The sequence below is a fragment of the Actinokineospora baliensis genome (genome assembly GCF_016907695.1).
GTDB lineage: Bacteria > Actinomycetota > Actinomycetes > Mycobacteriales > Pseudonocardiaceae > Actinokineospora > Actinokineospora baliensis.
On the sequence record NZ_JAFBCK010000001.1, the window covers coordinates 4526704 to 4544753 of the forward strand.

The 18050-nt window shown below is 69.2% G+C and carries 15 protein-coding genes; 9 read left to right on the forward strand and 6 right to left on the reverse strand.

The window, feature by feature from the left end:
• Positions 1-60 precede the first annotated feature (60 nt).
• Positions 61-852: a siderophore-interacting protein gene (locus JOD54_RS20760; protein ID WP_204452197.1), complete on the forward strand. Its 792-nt coding sequence runs from the start codon at positions 61-63 to the stop codon at positions 850-852.
• Positions 853-2146: 1294 nt separating this feature from the next.
• Positions 2147-3067, forward strand: coding sequence for an AEC family transporter (locus tag JOD54_RS35680; protein WP_204452199.1), 921 nt, complete (start codon positions 2147-2149; stop codon positions 3065-3067).
• Here JOD54_RS35680 and JOD54_RS20770 read toward each other — a convergent pair.
• Together JOD54_RS20770 and JOD54_RS20775 are read right to left on the reverse strand one after the other, a co-directional pair.
• Positions 3064-4479, reverse strand: coding sequence for a protein adenylyltransferase SelO (locus JOD54_RS20770; RefSeq protein ID WP_204456417.1), 1416 nt, complete (start codon positions 4477-4479; stop codon positions 3064-3066). The two genes, JOD54_RS35680 and JOD54_RS20770, sit on opposite strands and share 4 nt — an antisense overlap.
• Before the next feature lie 62 nt (positions 4480-4541).
• Positions 4542-5462, reverse strand: a complete 921-nt coding sequence (locus JOD54_RS20775) for a LysR family transcriptional regulator (protein ID WP_204452201.1) — start codon at positions 5460-5462, stop codon at positions 4542-4544.
• A gap of 73 nt (positions 5463-5535) precedes the next feature.
• On the opposite strand from JOD54_RS20775, the gene JOD54_RS35685 reads away from it, so the two are divergent.
• Positions 5536-6489, forward strand: coding sequence for an EamA family transporter (locus tag JOD54_RS35685; protein WP_204452203.1), 954 nt, complete (start codon positions 5536-5538; stop codon positions 6487-6489).
• Here JOD54_RS35685 and JOD54_RS20785 read toward each other — a convergent pair.
• Positions 6439-7302: a LysR family transcriptional regulator gene (locus JOD54_RS20785; protein WP_204452205.1), complete on the reverse strand. Its 864-nt coding sequence runs from the start codon at positions 7300-7302 to the stop codon at positions 6439-6441. The genes JOD54_RS35685 and JOD54_RS20785 overlap by 51 nt on opposite strands.
• A gap of 83 nt (positions 7303-7385) precedes the next feature.
• On the opposite strand from JOD54_RS20785, the gene JOD54_RS20790 reads away from it, so the two are divergent.
• The 3 genes from JOD54_RS20790 (at position 7386) to JOD54_RS20800 (ending at position 9381) form a co-directional block, all read left to right on the forward strand.
• The gene (locus tag JOD54_RS20790; RefSeq protein ID WP_204452208.1) at positions 7386-7787 is read left to right on the forward strand and encodes a hypothetical protein; all 402 of its coding nucleotides are present in this window, start codon (positions 7386-7388) and stop codon (positions 7785-7787) included.
• Positions 7784-8617, forward strand: coding sequence for an NAD(P)H-binding protein (locus tag JOD54_RS20795; protein WP_204452210.1), 834 nt, complete (start codon positions 7784-7786; stop codon positions 8615-8617). The genes JOD54_RS20790 and JOD54_RS20795 overlap by 4 nt, the downstream gene beginning before the upstream one ends.
• 164 nt (positions 8618-8781) lie before the next feature.
• The gene (locus JOD54_RS20800; RefSeq protein WP_204452212.1) at positions 8782-9381 is read left to right on the forward strand and encodes a ricin-type beta-trefoil lectin domain protein; all 600 of its coding nucleotides are present in this window, start codon (positions 8782-8784) and stop codon (positions 9379-9381) included.
• A 77-nt stretch (positions 9382-9458) separates the two neighbouring features.
• Here JOD54_RS20800 and JOD54_RS20805 read toward each other — a convergent pair whose 3' ends face one another.
• Entirely contained in the window at positions 9459-11555 is a 2097-nt protein-coding gene (locus JOD54_RS20805) for an ATP-binding protein (protein ID WP_204452215.1), read from the reverse strand.
• 237 nt (positions 11556-11792) lie between these two features.
• On the opposite strand from JOD54_RS20805, the gene JOD54_RS20810 reads away from it, so the two are divergent.
• A complete protein-coding gene (locus JOD54_RS20810; RefSeq protein WP_204452217.1) occupies positions 11793-12140 on the forward strand; it encodes a VOC family protein in 348 nt (115 codons plus the stop codon).
• Here the strand turns inward: JOD54_RS20810 and glsA are convergent.
• Positions 12137-13042, reverse strand: coding sequence for a glutaminase A (gene glsA, locus JOD54_RS20815; protein ID WP_204452220.1), 906 nt, complete (start codon positions 13040-13042; stop codon positions 12137-12139). The two genes, JOD54_RS20810 and glsA, sit on opposite strands and share 4 nt — an antisense overlap.
• Positions 13043-13092: 50 nt before the next feature.
• Complete coding sequence (locus JOD54_RS20820; RefSeq protein WP_204452222.1) at positions 13093-15627, reverse strand: helix-turn-helix transcriptional regulator; 2535 nt, start codon at positions 15625-15627, stop codon at positions 13093-13095.
• Between the two features lie 133 nt (positions 15628-15760).
• Between JOD54_RS20820 and JOD54_RS20825 the strand changes: the two genes are divergently transcribed.
• On the forward strand, positions 15761-17521 hold the full coding sequence (locus tag JOD54_RS20825) for a proprotein convertase P-domain-containing protein (RefSeq protein WP_204452224.1): 1761 nt from the start codon (positions 15761-15763) through the stop codon (positions 17519-17521).
• Between the two features lie 113 nt (positions 17522-17634).
• Entirely contained in the window at positions 17635-18027 is a 393-nt protein-coding gene (locus JOD54_RS20830) for a VOC family protein (protein WP_307860197.1), read from the forward strand.
• Positions 18028-18050 lie beyond the last annotated feature (23 nt).

The window sequence follows — 18050 nt, forward strand, 5'->3', positions numbered from 1 at the left end:
CAGGTTGTCTTGGTTAGGTAAGGCATGCCAAAGTAACGATGGGCGGACGAGGAGGACGGAATGGCACGCACCAACATCAGGACCACCCGGGTCAAGCCGGACCAGGTCGACCTGCTGACCCTGCGCGTGCTGCGCAGCGAGCGGATCTCGCCGCACTTCATCCGGGTCACCTTCGGCGGCGACGACCTGGCCCGGTTCCGGTACATGGGCTTCGACCAGTGGTTCCGCCTGTTCATCCCGGTCTCGGACCGCTCACTGGCCAAGGCCCCGCGCAAGTTCGACACGCTGGCCTACGCCCGCTACCTGACCATCGCCAAAGTCGACCGCCCCGTCCTGCGCAACTACACCGTCCGCGCCTACCGCCCAGAAGGCCCCGAACTCGACGTCGACTTCGTCGTCCACGGCACCGGCCCAGCCGCGACCTGGGCCCAAACCTGCGCTCCCGGTGACGCCGTCGGCATCCTCGACGAAGGCATCGGCTTCAACCCGGCCCCGTCGATCACCCGCTTCCTGCTGGTAGCAGACGAAAGCGGCCTCCCCGCGGTCGCGGGCATCCTGGCCTCCCTGCCGCCAGAAGCCACCGGCCACGCCGTGATCGAACTGCCGTCAATCGAGGATCAACAGCAGCTGACAGCCCCCTCCGGCATAGAGATCACCTGGGTAGTGCGTGACTCCGATGCCATCCCCGGCCAAGCAGCCTTGGCCACGAGCCGCCCTCTACCGATCCAGGGCGCCTACGGCTGGGTCGTCGGTGAACAGTCCCTGGCCAGCGGCCTCCGCAAACACTGGGTCGAGGCAGGCCTGCCCAAACAAGACCTGATGTTCTGCGGCTACTGGCGCCACCGCCCCTGACCGGCGGACACGTTCTCGACTCTCGGCCACCTGCTTACGGGCTGGCATCGTGCTCACCCGCCGACTCCGCTGCCGAGAGTCGGCGGAGTCGGCATCCTGATCCAGGTGGCCCGCGCCCTCCGACCGGCATCGCCCGCCCTCCCGGCGGAGGTGGCGGGCTCTGCTTCACGATGCGCTGTGGCCATTGCCAGCGCCGCTCCTACCCAGTAGGGCGAGTGCTCTTCCTCGTGGCGGCGGTCTATCGCCCGGTGCGCTGTGGCTACTGGCCGCACGCCGCCTGCCCGGACCTCCTCACGGGCGCGCATTGGCCGCCCCAGGCGGCGGCAGCGAGCCCGATCGGCCGGTCCGTGGTGGTGCCGGTGGGCTCGATGGGGCGGACCTGTTTTGCGCGGGGCCCCTGCGCCGCCCGTGGCAGGACCGCAAAGCTGGGGCCGAAAAGCATGGCCCTGCAGCGCACAACGCTACGGACGCCGCACCCCACGCAAACAGGTCCGCCCCATCGAGCAGTGGGGTGGAGGACTTCCTGGGAGCGGTGGTTGGCTGGCGGGGCTAGCTCGGAGCCGTCGTCGTGCGGTGGGCTCGATGGGGCGAACTTGTTTTGCGCGGGGCCCCTGCGCCAGTCGTGGCAGGACCGCAAAGCTGGGGCCGAAGAGCATGGCCCTGTCCGCGCAGAACGCTACGACTGCCGCTCCCCCACGCAAAACAAGTCCGCCCCATCGAGCCTTTGGGTGGGCGGCTTCCTGGGGGCGGTGGCCGGGCTGGCGGGGTTGGCTCGGTGGGTTGGGTTGGCGGGGCTGGGTCGTGGTGGTGCGGTGGGCTCGATGGGGCGAACTTGTTTTGCGCGGGGCCCCTGCACCAGCCGTCGCAGGACCGCAAAAGCCGGGGCCGAAAAGCATGGCCCTGCAGCGAGGCAAGGCTACGACTGCCGCTCCCCCACGCAAAACAAGTCCGCCCCATCGAGCAGTTGGCACCTCGGCTTCCGAGTGTCCAGTGGCTGGCTGGAGCGCTCTTGGCCCTCGGCACTCCGATCCGGGCGGCCTTCAAGCCCGCATCGTGTTCGCCCAACGAACACTCCGCTCACCGGTGCGGCAGCTGCCACCGCTAGACATCTCTGGCCACTGCCAGCGCCTCTCCCGCCGGTAGCGTGCGCTCCGGCTCTCGGCCAACTGCTCCCGGTGGTTCCGCCGTCGAGACCGGCATCGCGTTCGCCCGCCGCAGACTCCTCCGCCGAGGCGCGGGGTCTCGACCGCCTGATGCTCTGTGGCCTCTGGCAGCACCGGTAGCGTGCGCCCTAGTGGACGCGCTCTCGGCTCTCGGCAAGCTGCTCCCGGTGGTCCTGGCCTTCGGGACCGGCATCCTCTTCGCCCGCCGCAAACTCCTCCCGACGGAGGCGGCGGGCTACTTCACCGACTTCGCGTTCCTGTTCGCGATCCCCTGCTACCTGTTCGGCAAGATCTTCCTCAGCGACCTGGGGCACCTGTTCAACGTCCGCGCGATCTCCGCCTACGCGGCCAGCGCCGCCCTCTGCGTCGTCCTCATCGGACTGTCTGCCGGTGGCAGTGCGAAGGTCCGGGCACTACGCGTCATGGCGGCGGTCCAGGTGAACACCGCGTACTTCGCTGTTCCCGTGTTCATCATGCTCTTCGGCGACGCCGCGCCGATCTTCCCTATCCTGCTGCTGCAAGTCTGCCTACTATCGACGGTCATCCTGACCACACTGGAGTTCGGCGGCCCCGGCAGCACGCCACGCAAGCTGGGCCGCGCGATCTGGGCCTCGCTCAACACCCCGGTCGTCCTCGCCTGCAACCTGGCGATCGTCCTGAACCTGCTCGCCGTCCCGATCCCCGGTCCAGTCCTGTCCGCCCTGTCCTTCGTCGGCGACGCGGCCGCGCCCGTGGCCCTCTTCGCCCTGGGTCTCTACCTCGGCAGCGCGGGCCTATCGATTCGCGGCACCACCCGCACCGAGCTCGCCCTCATCACCTTCAAGTGCGTCGCTTTCCCCCTCATCACCCTCGTCATCAGTCACTACCTCTTCAACGTCACCGGCGACTGGCTCAAGTACCTGGTCCTCATCGCCGCCATGCCGTCCCCGCAGAACCTCTTCGTCTTCGCCCACCGCTACAACACCGACGTCGACCTGGCCGCGTCGATCGTCGTCAAGAGCTCCCTGCTGGCGCTACTGCTGTTGCCGGCCTGGGTCCAGTGGGCCTCTTAGGTCCCGCAGAACGTCTGGTACTCGCCGAAGTCCTGGGGCGCGGGGGAGGCGTAGTGGGCGTGCGCCGGGTCTTCGACGTACGGGTGGGTCACGACGCTGAGCAGCTCGGTGAAGGGGGCCAGGTCACCGGCGGTCGCGGCTGCCAGTGCTTCCTCGACGAGGTGGTTGCGGGGGATATAGAGCGGGTTGACGGCATCCATGACATCGGCGTCCGGGCCAAGAGGCAGCCAACGAGCCAGCCAGGCGTCGATGCCGGCCAGGTCCAGGACGACCTCGCGGGCAGGTTCCGTGTTGCCGCGCGCGGCAGCAGACAGGTGACGGTAGAACGAGGTGTAGTCGACGTGGTTCTTGTGCAGCAGCGCCAAGAGGTCATCGATCAGCGCGGGCGCCTCTGGGACGTCCGGGATGCCTAGCTTCGCGCGCATGCCCTTAAGCCAGTGACCGTTATAAGAGGAACGAAACCCGCCTAGAGACTCGAGCGCCAGCTCTATGGCCTTGTCCTGATCGGCGTCGAACAGAGGGAGCATCCCCTCAGCCAACCGCGCCAGATTCCACTCGGCGATGGGCGGCTGGTTGCCGAACGCATAACGCCCACCGTGGTCGATCGAGCTATAGACCGTGCCAGGATCGAAGGCCTCCATGAACGCGCAAGGCCCGTAGTCGATGGTCTCCCCAGAGATCGTCATGTTGTCGGTGTTCATGACCCCGTGCACGAACCCCACCAGCATCCACCGCGCCACCAACGAAGCCTGCGCCTCGATCACCGCCTCGAACAGCCCCCGATACCCCTCCACCCCCGGGTAGTGCCGCTCGATCGCATGATCCGCCAACCGCCGCAACAAATCGACGTCGTCAGTCGCCCTCGCGTACTGGAAACTCCCCACCCGCAGGTGACTCGCGGCCACCCGAGCCAACACCGCCCCTGGCAGCAGGCTCTCCCTCACCACCGCCCGCCCAGTCCCCACAACCCCCAACGCCCGCGTCGTCGGGATCCCCAACGCGTGCATCGCCTCGCTGACCAGGTACTCCCGCAACATCGGCCCGACCGCCGCGAACCCATCCCCACCCCGCGAGAACGTCGTCCGCCCAGACCCCTTCAGGTGCAGATCCCGCACCCCGCCGTCCGCGTGGACAAGTTCCCCGAGCAGCAAGGCCCGCCCGTCCCCCAACCGAGGCGAGTAATGCCCGAACTGATGCCCGGCGTACGCCTGAGCCACCGGACGCACACCCGCGTGGTCACCCACCAGCAGCCGCACCCCCTCCGGCCCCCGCAGCCACGCCGGGTCCAGCCCCAGTTCCCCAGCCAGCACCTCGTTGAGCACCAGCAGCCGAGGCTCCTGCACGGGCTCCGCCTGCCAGGACAGCGCCATCTCGGGCAGCGCACGGGCGAAGTGATCACTCAGCAGAGGCATGCTCACCCCACCACGGTACGTCCCCGCCACCTCTCTCTCGCCAGCCAGGATCCGCGACCACCTCACTCCGCCCCTTCGACCTGTGGGCCACACCGATCAGTGGCCGCGCAACGCAGCGCGTCCACCAGTTCGCCGTGGTCGGAGTTCCGCCGGACTGCGGCTGCGATCCGGCGCTTCGGTGTGTGGGACGCGATCGCCTGGATCCGAACGCTCTCGGGCAGGACGGGGGGAAGACCGAGTTCTGGGACGACGGTGACGCCGAGCCCCGCTGCCACGATCCCCACCGCGGCCGCGAAATCGGTCGCGTGGTGTTTGACGCGCGGTTGAAACCCGGCCACCGCGCAGGCACTGGCCACGACCTCGCGGCACGACGTGTTGTGCCGCGACAGCACCCAGCTCTCAGCGGCCAGGTCCTCGAGGCGAATCGGAGCGGTTCCGGCGAGCGGGTGGCCGGTGGGCAGCACCGCGCAGTAGTTCTCGACGACGAGCGGCAGCAGGTCGATCCTCTGGTCGGCGAGCCCGGGGTGGTTGGACGTGATCATGACGACCGCCAGGTCCACATCGTGGTCGAGCAGCCGGGTCAGCGACTCGTCCGTCTCGGCTTCCTCGATCTCGACGTGCCAGCCGGGCAGTCGTACGCCGAGCCGGGCCACGGCCTCGGCGACGAAGCCGGCGATCGCGGTCGGGAAAGCGGAGATCTTGAGGTGGCGAATCTGGCGCTGCTGGAAGTGCCGCAGGTCCGTGTGCGCCAGCTCGATCTGCTCCAGGATCGTTTCCGCGTGGTTGAGCAGGACTTTCCCCGCCTCGGTCAGCACCACCCGTCTGCCGTTCCGTTCGAGGATGGCGCAACCGGCGCTCCTGGCCAGCGATGCCAACTGCTGGGACACCGCGGAGGGGGTGAGGTGCAGTGCGGCCGCCGTGTCGATCACGGTTCCATGATCACCCAGTGCGCGGAGTGTTCGGAGGTGCCGGGGGTCGATCATGCAGCACTCCTGAACGGATCTGTGAAGAAGATGTTGCTAGACTACACAATGGTCGGCGAGCTTTTCTGAACGCGTGACCCGAGCCAGCGCACTTTCCTTCCGCCACCTCGTCTTCGCTGCTTTTGTCGTCGTGGTCTGGGGCGTCAACTTCACCGTCATCGAGATCGCGCTGGAGGGTTTCCCGCCGATCCTCTTCGCGGCGCTGCGATTCGCGCTGGTGGCCCTCTGCTGCCTGGTCGTGCCCCGGCCGAAGGTCGCCTGGCGGTACCTCGTGCTGGTGGGGCTGTTCACGGGCACCGGCCAGTACGCCCTGCTCTTCCTCGGCATGGCCGCCGGGATGCCCCCGGGGATCTCGTCGTTGGTGTTGCAGGCCCAAGTGCTGCTCACGCTGCTCGTCGCGGCCACCGCGCTGCGGGAACGGCCGACGAGACGGCAACTCCTCGGTGTGTCGATCGCGGTCGTCGGGCTCGTCGTCGTCGGGTTCAACCGGGGTGGCACCGTGCCGCTGGTCGCACTCCTGCTGGTACTCGCCGCCGCCACGAGTTGGGCGATCGGCAACGTCTGCACCCGGGCAGCCCGACCCGACGACGGATTCCGCCTCACCATCTGGTCGTGCCTCGTCCCGCCCGTCCCGCTGTTCCTGCTGTCGATCGCGACCGAGGACGCTGACCGGGGCATCGCGGCGATCGCCGACGCGGACACCACCACCTGGTTGGCCCTCGGGTATGTCGTCGTGTTCGCCACCATCCTGGCGCTCGGCGTCTGGTCGACGCTGCTCGGCAACTACCCGGCGCACAAGGTCGTGCCGTTCGCGCTGCTGATCCCGGTCATCGGCATCCCCACCGGCTGGCTGGTCGAGGGCGACGTGGTCACCCTGCCCATGCTGGCGGGCGCGCTGGTTGTGCTCGCGGGTCTGTACTTCGTGACCACCCGGGCTCGGGTCGACAGGGCAGCCGCACGCAACCGGTGCCTGACGTCATCGGGGGAAGTTGGCGACCAGGAAGTCCCGGAGCACGGCCACCCGTGAGGGCAGGTGTCGGTTCGACGGCACGACCAGGTGCAGCGGTTGCCCCTCGGCGTGGTGGTCGGGAAGTACCGGCGTCAGCAGGCCTGTCCGCACCGACGGGGCCACCGCTGGTTCGGGGAGCAACGCGATCCCCGCCCCGGCCACCGCCGCCCGGCGTACGAACGACAGGTCGTCGGCCGCCAGTTGACCCACCACGTCCACGGTGACCTCCCCGCGCGGTCCGTGTAGCACCCACTGCTCCACGTCACCGAACCGCACGCACTGGTGCGCCGCCAGATCCGCGGTCCGCTGCGGGATCCCCTTGCGCGCCAAGTAGACCGGTGAGGCGAACAACCGGAATCGCGTGTCCTGCAAGCGAGTCGAACCGCGACCGCCCGCGCCTGCGCGCAGCGCCAAGTCGAAGCCGCCCTCCACCAAGTCCGCCGACGCCGACAGTGTCGCCTCCACTCGGACCTCCGGGTACCGGGCCAGGAACGCCGCCACTAGCTCCGGCAACACCTCCGCCCCCACGTCCGGCCGGGCGACCAACCGCACCACGCCGCGCGGTGCCTCTCTGCTGTCCGACGCCGCGCCCGCCGCTGAGTCCAATTCGGCCAAGGCCACCGACACGCGAGCGTGGTAGGCGCGTCCGGCCTCGGTCAGCGCGAGCGAGCGCGTGGTGCGGTGCAGCAGCCGCACCCCCAGGCGGTTCTCCAGTCGCGCCACGCGGCGGCTCACCGATGACTTCGGCATCCACAGCACCCGCGCCGCCGCGGAGAAGCTCCCCGTCGCCACCACCTGCACGAACACCGCCACATCGCCCAGCTCGTCCATGGCCACATTGTTCCATGAGCGGAACAGTCCGTTGAGGATTCGCTCACTAGTGCACCCGAGACAACGCTTCTACCGTCGTAGACGTGACACGGAACAACCGCACGAGCGCACCCGTGCCCCGAACAGCGCACCTGTCCACCATCGCGGCGAACGTCATCCCGGCCTACGTCATGCCCGCCGCCATGAGCTACCTCAGCGCCCTCGCACTCGACGACGCACGGCTGGCGGCGGCGTCGGTCACCACGATCGCCGTCCCGTCCGCGCTGGCCGCGCTCGCGGTCACCTTCGCCCCGCGCGGCAGGCACCGGCTGGTGCGGGTGCTGCTCGCCGCTGTGTTCTGCGCGGCATTGGCGTTCATCGCGAGTTTCACCCTGGTCCACACCGGACTGGCCGCACCCACCCTGTTCCTCGACGCCGTGCCCTCCGCCGTGCTCGGCGGCGTCATCACGGCCGCACGCACCCCCACACGGAAGAAGGAATCATGATCCTCGTCATCGGCGGCACCGGCACCACCGGCCGTGCCGTTTTGCACACCCTGCACGCCCACGGCGTACCGACCCGGGCCTTGGTCCGCACCCCGCGCGACCTCCCACCCGGCGTCCAGCAGATTGTTGGCGACGCGGCGGACCCCGGTCCGTTGCGCGCCGCGCTGACCGGTGTGGCGAGCGTGTTCCTGGCCATGGGCAACGGGCCGCACCAGGAGGCGATTGAGTCGGGCGTGGTGACCGAGGCCGCCCGCGCGGGCGTTGGCCACCTGGTCAAACTATCCGCGCCCGGTCCCGCCGACTCGCCGGTCGCCATCGCCCGTCTGCACCACCGGGTCGAAGACGCGGTACGCGCGTCGGGGATCGCGCACACGTTCCTGCGGCCCTACGCGTTCTTCCAGAACCTGCTCTTCCACGCCGACCGCATCCGCGCCACCGGCTGGTTCCCCGCCACGACCGCCGACACCCCCCTCAACATGGTCGACGCCCGCGACGTAGCCGACGTGGCCGTAGCCGCCCTGACCCGAAAGATCACCGGAACCCACCTGCTCACCGGTCCAGAAGCCATCTCCTACCCCGAAATCGCCACCCGCCTCACCGCCCTAGGCCGCCCAACCCGCTGCGCCACGGTCACGGCAGAACAACTACGCACCGACCTACACGGCGCCCCAACCTGGCTCGTCGACCACGTCCTGGAGATCCAGCACATGGCCACCACCCACCCAGAACACCCCAACGACACCGTGGCCCACCTACTAGCCCGCCCCCCACGCCACCTGGACGACTTCCTGCACGAACACGCCACCGCCTTCGGCGCCGCTCGCGGCTGACCAGACGGATCCAACGCTAGGTATTGTCAATAGGCGACTCGTGGGCCAACGGTCTCGCCCGTACGGTCGTGTGTACCTCCCGTGGGCAGTTGCTAACCTGTGCGAGCTGGCATTCCGGGCGGCGACAGCCGCTAATGTTTCTCCGAATCGTGGAGTGGCAAACTATGAGTTTGTTGTTCGGGAGAATTGTGTCCGCGATCGGTCTCGCGGCTGTTGTTGTCGGCGGGGTTGCGCTACCCGGATCGGCGGCCCAAGGGAAACCCTCGGCGTCGACCATCGCGGGCAAGGGGTCCCTGGGGATGTCGGTCGAGCAGCGGGTGGCCGCGAAGAAGGCCGCGATGGCTGAGGCGACCCGCTCAGTCTCAGCGTTGTCCAGTTTCACAGCGACATATCGGAGCGTGGGCAGTGGTTATGTGATGTGCCTCGATGTCGGTTCCTATGCCACCGGCAGCCCGATGGTCATCGCCCCATGCCACTACAGGACAAGCCAGCGGTACTTCTACTGGGACGTCGACGGTTCACTGACCGCGACCGGGGACTATTCCAAGTGCCTGGACGTCCAGACCTACAACGACGGGCAAAGCGTATTCCTCCACCCCTGCCACGGCGGAGCCAGTCAATCGTGGTCGATCGGCACGAACCGCATCTACAACGTCGGCAGTTCGTACAGCAAATGCCTCGACCTGGGCTCGTACGCGAACGGCTCACCTGTGGTCCTCTACCGCTGTTACGAGGCCAACAGCCAAAAGTGGTCAGCCGCCTGATCACCGCCCCCTGGGCGCCGAGGCGCCCAGGAGGCGGTCGTTCGCGCGAGCACGGTCTTGACCTAGCGCAGGGGCGCTCAACGCTCGGCGGACTTGGCCGATGCTGGATTGATCACGGTTTGAGCGAGCGTGTCCACGATGGCCTCGAGGTACTCGGCTATCCGAGTGACGTCGTCCTCCCGTTGCTGGGCGCGATATATGTCCAGTGCGTGGCGCCAAACCGTTCTTGCTTGGTCGAACTGACCGAGTGCTGCGTGTGGGTGCCCGAGTCCATCAAGGGTGTTGGCGATCCGGTGGGCGTTGCCCACCTGCGAACGCAGCTCCAGCGACCGTCGGTAGTAGCGCACCGCCGCGAGATGGTGACCGCTCTGGTGTTCGATATAGCCGAGGCTGTCGAGAGCCGCCGCTTCGCCATTCGGGTTGCCCTGTCCGCGGAGCAGGTCGAGGGCAGCCTTGCAGTGTGTCCGCGCGCTGTCGAGATCGGACAGAAGGGCGGCGTGCCAACCCATCGTGTTGAGTGCGGCGGCCTGCCACACGGCGTTACCGACAACGCGGAAGAGCTTCAAGGCGTGGCTGGCGTGGGCCAATGCCTGTTCATCGGCCCCCAACGTTCCCCATACCCAGGCGAGACCCTGGTGTGCGCGGGCTCGTTGAGTCGGATCGGTGTCCGCCGCGGCGTGGGCGAGAGCTTCGTGCAGGTGCCAGAACGCCTCGGTGTGCTTTCCCACCTCGCCGCAGGCGATGCCGCAGTAGCGGTGCGCCATCACCAGAGCCGGTTCTGGCAGGTGAGGTGCCGCGTCGATGGCAGATCTCCAGGCCGAAACCCGGCGGTCCCGGTGGCCGCGACGGAAGTGGAAGGTGTCCATGCTCCACGCCAGCCACCAGACCGTGTGGTGATCAGCACGGGCGATCGCGAGCCGTTGTACAGCAAGGAGACACACGTGCTCGGCGTCGAACCAGGCCCAAGCCGCCGCTGGTTTGGACAACAGCACAGGGCGGATGTCAGCGGTGGGTGGAAGCGGTCGTACAGGATCGTGGTGGGGGTTGAGGAGTTGGTCACCGGTATGGGCGCTGTAGGTGTAGTAGTCGAAGACTCGACGGATCGCCCGGTCCCGCACTTCTGCTGGAAGACTGTCGGCGGCAGTTGTGCCGTAAGCGCGGACGAGATCGTGCATGGTGTGACGACCGCTTGGCAGGCGGTGTAACAAGGAGACTTCGGCCAGGGCCTCCAACGCACGGCGGCTCTCAAGCACCGGCATGCCAAACAGGTGAGCAGCGGCCTCCAGGCCTATGTCCGGCCCAGGAGCGGCGGCGAGCAACGCGAACACAGTGCGTTGCTGAGTGGACAGGTGGCGCAGGGACCACGACAGCACTGTGGGGAGGCTGGCTCTCGGCTCCTCGGAGTCCAATGCCTCCAGCCCCAGTTCGCGGAGCTCAGCGACTGTACCGGCAAGAGGTACCCGGAGTTTCGCGACGACGAGCCCCAGCGCTAGGGGAAGGCCGCGACACAACCGAATCACCTCGTTGACGGCTTCCGCGTCAGCCATTGGCACTGGATCGATGGCGGAGCTCATGAAGGCATGTGATTCAGCCTCCGACAGCGCGCCTAGGTGTATCGATCGCGCACTGTGGCGGATGCTCAGACCTCGTAGCCGATCACGGCTGGTGATCACCACTGCACAACCTGGTCCACCAGGCAACAAGGGGAGCACTTGATCAGTGCTGGCCGCGTTGTCCAGCACGACAAGCATTCGCTTGTCTGCGAGCAGACTCCGGTACAACGCCGCCCGCTGAACCATGTCGTCGGGCAGACGTTCTCTCGCCACTCCAAGGGCATCGAGGAATCCGCCGAGTGCGTCCATCGCGCGAACGGGCTGCTCGACCTGGCTGAAGCCGTGCAGGTCGACGAAGAGTTGTCCATCGGGAAACCGGCGCTGAACCCGATGCGCCCAAACCAACGCCAACGACGTCTTCCCCATGCCTCCGGAGCCGCTGACGATCGCCACAGGCATCGCCCGTCCGAGCAGATGACGATCGAGGTTGGCGGCCTCCTCCGCGCGACCCACGAAGGTCGTCGGTGCCGCGGGCAGTTGACGAGGGATCGGCCGCGCCGCGCCGATGACCATGACGGTACCCGCCTGGATGATCGAGCCGTGCACGACGGTCGAGTCCACGGAGTTGTGAGTTCCTTGCGACGACATCAGCAGCATCCTCTCCACCGAGGTGGGGAGGATGCTGCACCGAACGCGCTGTCGCGGACACCACCGATTCGACCAAGGTCGAAGCGATGTCGTGACTCTGCGAAATGGTCAGGTACGGCCATCGTGGGGTGAGATGTCCCGCAGCGAGTTCGACGCGCAGTTTGGGTGCGGACGTGCTGAGTTGGGGGGAGCGGACTTGGAGGAGAGAGCATGGCGGTGCGTCGGGTTGTTCCGGACTTGACCAGCACGTCCCTAGAGGCGGCTACTCGCTTCTACACAGCTGTCCTGGGCATGGAAGTGGTCATGGACCACGGGTGGATCGTCACGCTCGCACAACCCGGGCGTCCCGAGGTGCAGCTCAGCCTGATGACCCACGACGCCACCGCGGGGGTGGTGCCGGTGGCGTCCATAGAGGTCGATGACGTCGAGGGGGCCTATAGGGCGGCGCGGGAGAGCGGGGCTGAGATCGTGCACGAGTTGACCACGGAGCCCTGGGGTGTTCGGCGGTTCTTCGTGAAGGACCCCGATGGCAATGTGGTCAACATCCTGGGGCACTAGAAGATTGACCACCCCGTGATGCTCGTGAAGGACGACAGGGCCAACGCCCCGGCGACCGAGTTCCCATGCGCGTCAAGAGCAGGCCCCCAAGCGCACAGCACCCCCCGGCCCGGGATCACCGCGAGGATCCCGCCCCCGATCCCGCTCTTAGCCGGGAGTCCCACCGCGTACGCGAAGTCGCCAGCCGCGTCATAGGTGCCGCATGTCAGCAGGGTGGCGTTGAGGCGCGTGGTGTCGGCGGCCGACAGTAGGCGGGAGCCGTTGGCGCGGGTGCCGCCTCGGGCCAAGAAGAGGGCGGCGGTGGCCAGCTGCCCGCAGGTGGCGGCTATGGCGCAGTGCCACGTGTAGTGCGCCAGGACGTCCTCTACCGGGTGGTGGAGGTTGCCGTGGTCGGCGATGAGGTGGGCTATGGCGCTGTTGCGGTGGTTGTGGGCTTGTTCGTCGGCTGCGACTACGGCGTCGAAGTAGGGGCCGCCGCCGGACTCTGTGTGCAGTAGGTCCAAGACGGCGGCCTTGGCGTTGCCGGTGATGCCTAGTAGCCGGTCGGTGACGACTAGTGCGCCTGCGTTGACGAACGGGTTGCGGGGGATGCCGCAGTCGCCGTCGAGTTCGGAGAGGGAGTTGAACCGGTGCACTGACGGCTGCCGGTGGACCCTGGACCACAACGCCTCGCCGTCGTGCGCGAGTACCAGGGCGAGGCTGAACACCTTCGACACGCTCTGCAGCGAGAACGCCAGGTCCCAGTCGCCGACGCCCTCCAGTTCGCCGTCCACGCCCGCGAACGCCAGCCCGAACCGGTGCGGGTCCACCCTGGCCAGGGCCGGGATCGCCGAGGTGACCACCCCGGTCGTGATCCGGCCGACGTCGTCGTGCACCTGCGCCAGCACGTCACTCAATTCCACGACACAGAGCGTGGCCGAGCCGGGGTCTCTCGACCAATAAGGGAAACCCCTTACCGCCGGGCCAGCCGCGCCACCAGTTGGGCCCGCGAGTGCACCCCCAGCTTCCGGTACACCCTGGTCAGCGTCGCCTCGACGGTCTTCACGCTCACGCTCAGCGCCGACGCGGCCTGCTGGTTGGTTGCCCCGGCGTTCACCAGCTCGGCCAGCCGCGCCTCGGTGCGGGTCAGGTCGCCGTCCGCGGGGTCCAGGTGCCGCAGCCGCTGGGCCGCCAGCGCCGACCAGGGCACGGCGTCGAGCCGGTCGAACAGCTCGGCCGCCTCCGCCAGGACCGACCGCGCCGATCCGCGCCGCCGCGCCCGCCGCTGCACCGACGCCAGCGCGAGCAGGGTCCGCCCGGCCTCCATCAGCAACCCCAGCGCGGTGAACCGCCCGGCCACCGACCGCAACTGCGCCGCCGACCCCGCCGCGATCCCGGCGGACCGGTCGAGCATCGCCACCACCCCGTCGCGCCCCAGCTCCACCGCCCGTTCCCGGGTCGTGACCAGCAGCGGTTCGGCGGCCGGGTCGCCCACCGCGATCAACGCTTCGGCCAGGTCGGCGTGCCAACGCAGGATCGACGGGTCGCCGACCTGCTGTTCCTGCTCAAGTTCTCGCACTCGGGACAGCACGCTCACCGCCTCGTCCGAGGCCGCCGTCACCAGCCGGACAACCCCGAGCGCGTGTAGGCACCGCGAGAGGTAGATCCGGTCCTGCTCCTGTTCGGAAGCAACGGCACCGCGCCGCGCGTAGGCCACCGCCCGTTCGAATGTTCCACCCGCGGTCTCCGCCACTGCGGCCGTGTACCAGGCAGGGCCGGGGGACAGGCCCGCGGACGCGGTCAGCTCAAGTGCCCGTCGCGCGTAAGAGAGCGCGTGACCACAACGACCGGCGCGGCCCTCGACCTCCGCCAACGACCGGAAGACGTCCACTACGTCGTCGACCGCGCCCGCGCGCTGCGCTGCGGGCAGCAGCACTAAGAGCCGCGAACGCGCTGCCGTCAACCTGTCGTCGAACACCGCGTGCCGCACAGCCAGGTACTCCGGGGTGTCGTGCACGTCGATCCCCGCGCCGCTCAAAGCCAGCGCCTCCTCGAGCGCCGACGAGTCCGGCAAACCGAGCACCCGCTCCATCCGGGCGCGCACCGTCAACGCCCGCGCGCGCACCGCCATGTCGTGCACGGTCAGGTCCGCCGCTTCCCGGGCCAGCTCGCGTGCGGTGACCGGGTCGCCTGCGGAGATGTTGGCGCGCACCGCCTCCCACAGCCGCACGACAGCGACCAGGTCCGGGTCGTCACCAGCGTCGGCCAACGCCGCCGCGAGTTGGTCGTCCACATCGGTCATCGCCTGACCAGCCGAATCGGCCAGGGCCAGCCGCACGCGCAGCCGCTGCCGGGGGTCGGTGCTGCGGTCGAGTACCAGCCGCGCCGCGTTCCAGGCGCGTTCGGCGAGACCGGAGTGGCCCGCGTCCACCGCCGCGTCGCCCGCCCGCCTGATCAGAGTGTCCTCGTCGGTCGGTGGTGTCCGCTGCGCCGCGAGCAGGCTCAATTCGGCCGCCAACCTGCGGTTCCCCTGGTCGCGCACCACCGCGGCGGCCCGCTCCAGTTCGTCGGCGAGATCCGGGTCCGGCTCGGCGGCGGCCAACGCCCGGTGCCGCGTCCGCTGCACGGGGTCGTCCACCGCGCCCGCGAGGTCCCGGTGCAGGTCGAGCCGCTGCGCGTACGGGATGTCGGCGGTCAGGGTCGCCGCCACGGCCCCGGCCGGGAACGACACCCCGTCGAGTTCGTCCACCACGACCAGGTCGTCGACCTCGGCCAGGTCCACGCCACCCGCTCGGTGCAGCACCGCGAGCGTGGGGCGCTCCGCCAGCGCCGCCAGCCGCGCCGTCCGCAGCACCGCAGGGTCCAACTCGGCCAGCCGGGCACCGATCGTCCGCCGGACCGCATCCGGCAGCGGAACCGCCGCGACTGGCTCCCGGCCTGCCAGCGCCGCCCCGAACTCCAGCGCCAAACCGGGATTGCCGCCGCTGAGCGCGTGCACCCGCCCCGCCCAGCGGTACCGGAACCCGTTGTGCGCCAACAGTTCGGCGACATCGTCCGGACTCAACGGCGGCAGTGGCCCGCGATCGGCCTCCGCGCCGAGGACAGCCACCCCCCGCGCCGGCCGCCGGTTCGCGCGCTCGGCGACAACAACCCGCAACCCCGGCGCGTGCCGGATGGCGAACCCGATCAACTCGGCACTCACCGGATCCAGCCACTGCGCGTTGTCCACGACCAACAGCCCCGCCAGCGCCCGCACGGTCTCCACCGCCAGCGCCCGCCCGCTCAGCCCGTCACCGGTGGGCAAGCACGGCAGTCCCGCCGCCGCCCGCAGCTCGGCCAACCCCGCCCCCGGCACCTCCGCGTCGGCGGGCTGCGGCGCGATCACCAAGGCCGCGTCGGCGCGCTCGGCGAGGGCCGTGGCCAGGGCGGACTTACCGATCCCGGCCGGACCGTAGAGCAACAACCGGGCGCGGTCGTGGTCCGCGACGCGGACACCGACGAGAGGCATTCGCCCATCTTGAGACGTTGGCCATCCCCTGACCAGCGCCAATTCGATGAACGAGGGGTTTCCCGCATTTCGGGCGGTCCGGGCCATCCCTAGCTTCGATCGCACCCTGCTATCGACTCCTACGGAGTGACACATGCGATTGCGAACAGCCCTGTGGTTGGCGTGCGCGCTGACCCTGTCCGTGAGCGCCGGGTACGCCTCCGGCGCGGGCGCGGCCCCCGACGACCCGGTGGTGGACGCGCTCAGCCGCGACCTCGGCATCAGCCGGACCGAGGCGCAAGACCGGCTCGCCGACCAGGCCCAGGCCCAGCGCGTCGTGGCGGCCCTGCCCCGCACCGGCACCGCGGGCCTGTGGCTCGACGGCGGCTTGAAGGTCGCCGTCACCGACGAGGCCACCGCGGCCGCCGTGCGCGACCTCGGCGCACAACCGGTCATGGTCAGCCGCGATCAGGCGACCCTCGACCGGCTGGTCAAGACCGTCGCCGACCACGCGTTCCCCGGCGTGACCTCCTGGGGCGTCGACCCGCGCGCCAACGACGTCGTCGTCCGCATCGACCGCACGCGCACGTCCCGCGCGTTCCCGGCCATCGACGGCGTCCGCGTCGTGGAGACCACCTCGTCGCCGGTCCAGCAGAGCGGCACGGTCCAGCCCGGCAACCCGTGGTGGCCCGGCAGCGAGTCCAACTGCTCCGTGGGCTTCCCGGCCACGGATTCCTCCGGTGGCAAGCACTTCCTGACCGCCGGGCACTGCACCAACGACGCCAACCAGGCCGCCTACGGGCAGAGCGGCAGCCAGAACCGCATCGGCACCTCCAACGTCGGCGGCTCGCGGTCGGTCAACGCCCGCGAGGGCGACATGGGCGTCGTCGCGGTCACCGAGTCGGGCTGGTCGCTGTCGGCCTCGGTGAACACCTGGGGCGGCAGCGCGGTGACCGTCTCCGGTTCGGTGGAACCGCTGGTCGGGCAGGCGGTGTGCCACTCGGGGAACACGTCGAAGTGGCAGTGCGGCGAGGTGACCGCGGTCAACCAGACGATCAGCTACGGCAGCGTGGTCGTCGAGGGGTTGGCCACCACCACCGCGTGCTCGCTGGGCGGCGACTCCGGCGGCGCCTGGCTGGCCGGGGACAAGGCCGTCGGCCTGCACTCGGGTGGCGCGTCCTCCTGCAGCCCGGGTGGCGCGCGCGACCAGTCGATCTTCCAGCCGGTCACCGAGGCGCTGCGGAAGTGGAACCTCACCCTCGTCACCAGCGGCGGGGGAGGCGACACCCAGGCGCCGACCGCGCCCGCCAACCCGCGCGCGACCGGCACCACCTCCAGCAGCGTGACCCTGGCCTGGGACGCCGCCACGGACAACGTCGGCGTCACCGGCTACACCGTCTACAACGGCACTACGGTCGCGGCGACCGTCGCAGCGACGACGGCGACGGTCAATGGCCTGTCGCCCGACACCGCCTACACGTTCACCGTCAAAGCCAACGACGCCGCGGGCAACGCTTCGCCTGCCAGTGCTGCCGTGCAAGCCCGCACCCAGCCCGGCAACCCGGGCGGCGGCCGCACGTTCCGCAGCGACACCGACTTCCAGATCCGCGACTACCAGACCGTCATCAGCCCTCTTAGCGTGACCCTGTCCGGTAAGGCAGCCACCACCGTGAAGGTAAGCGTGGCCGCCACACACACCTGCCAACAGGACCTCAACGTCACCCTGGTCGGCCCCTCCGGCACCTGGTACACGCTGCAGCGCTATGGCGGCTACCCGTGCACAGCGTTCCCCAACCCCAAGACCTTCACGGTCACCAACGTCAACGAGAACGCCACCGGCAAGTGGACTCTGCGCATCGGCGACAACGGGCCCGGCGACACCGGGTTGCTCGACGCATGGACGGTCACCCTGTAACCACACGGTGACCACCGGGCACCAGCCGCTCCACGGCGGCTGGTGCCCTCGCGCGTCCACACCGGTCACGAATCGAGAAGCGCCCTCCCGCGGCCCGACCTAGTGTTGCTCCCGTGTCCAACCGCGACACCCCAACACCCAACGATTCCCGGGAGATCCGCATGTCCAACCTCGGCGCCAAGACCATCCTGCACCCGGTCACCGACCTGGCCGCCGCCAAGGCCGTGTACACCGCTCTGCTGGGCACCGAGCCCCAGGCCGACGCGCCCTACTACGTCGGGTTCGAGCACGAGGGCCAGCACATCGGCCTGGTGCCCGGCGGTGCCGCCCAGGGCATGACCGGCCCGGTCACCCACTGGCACGTGACCGACATCGAGGCCAAGATCGCCGAGCTCGTCGCCGCGGGCGCCACCGTCGCCCAGGCCCCCAGGCAGGTCGGCGGCACCCGGCTGGTCGCCACCGTCACCGACCCCGACGGCAACGTCCTCGGCCTCATCCAGGACTGATGATCCGCGCGACGCGTGTCGTG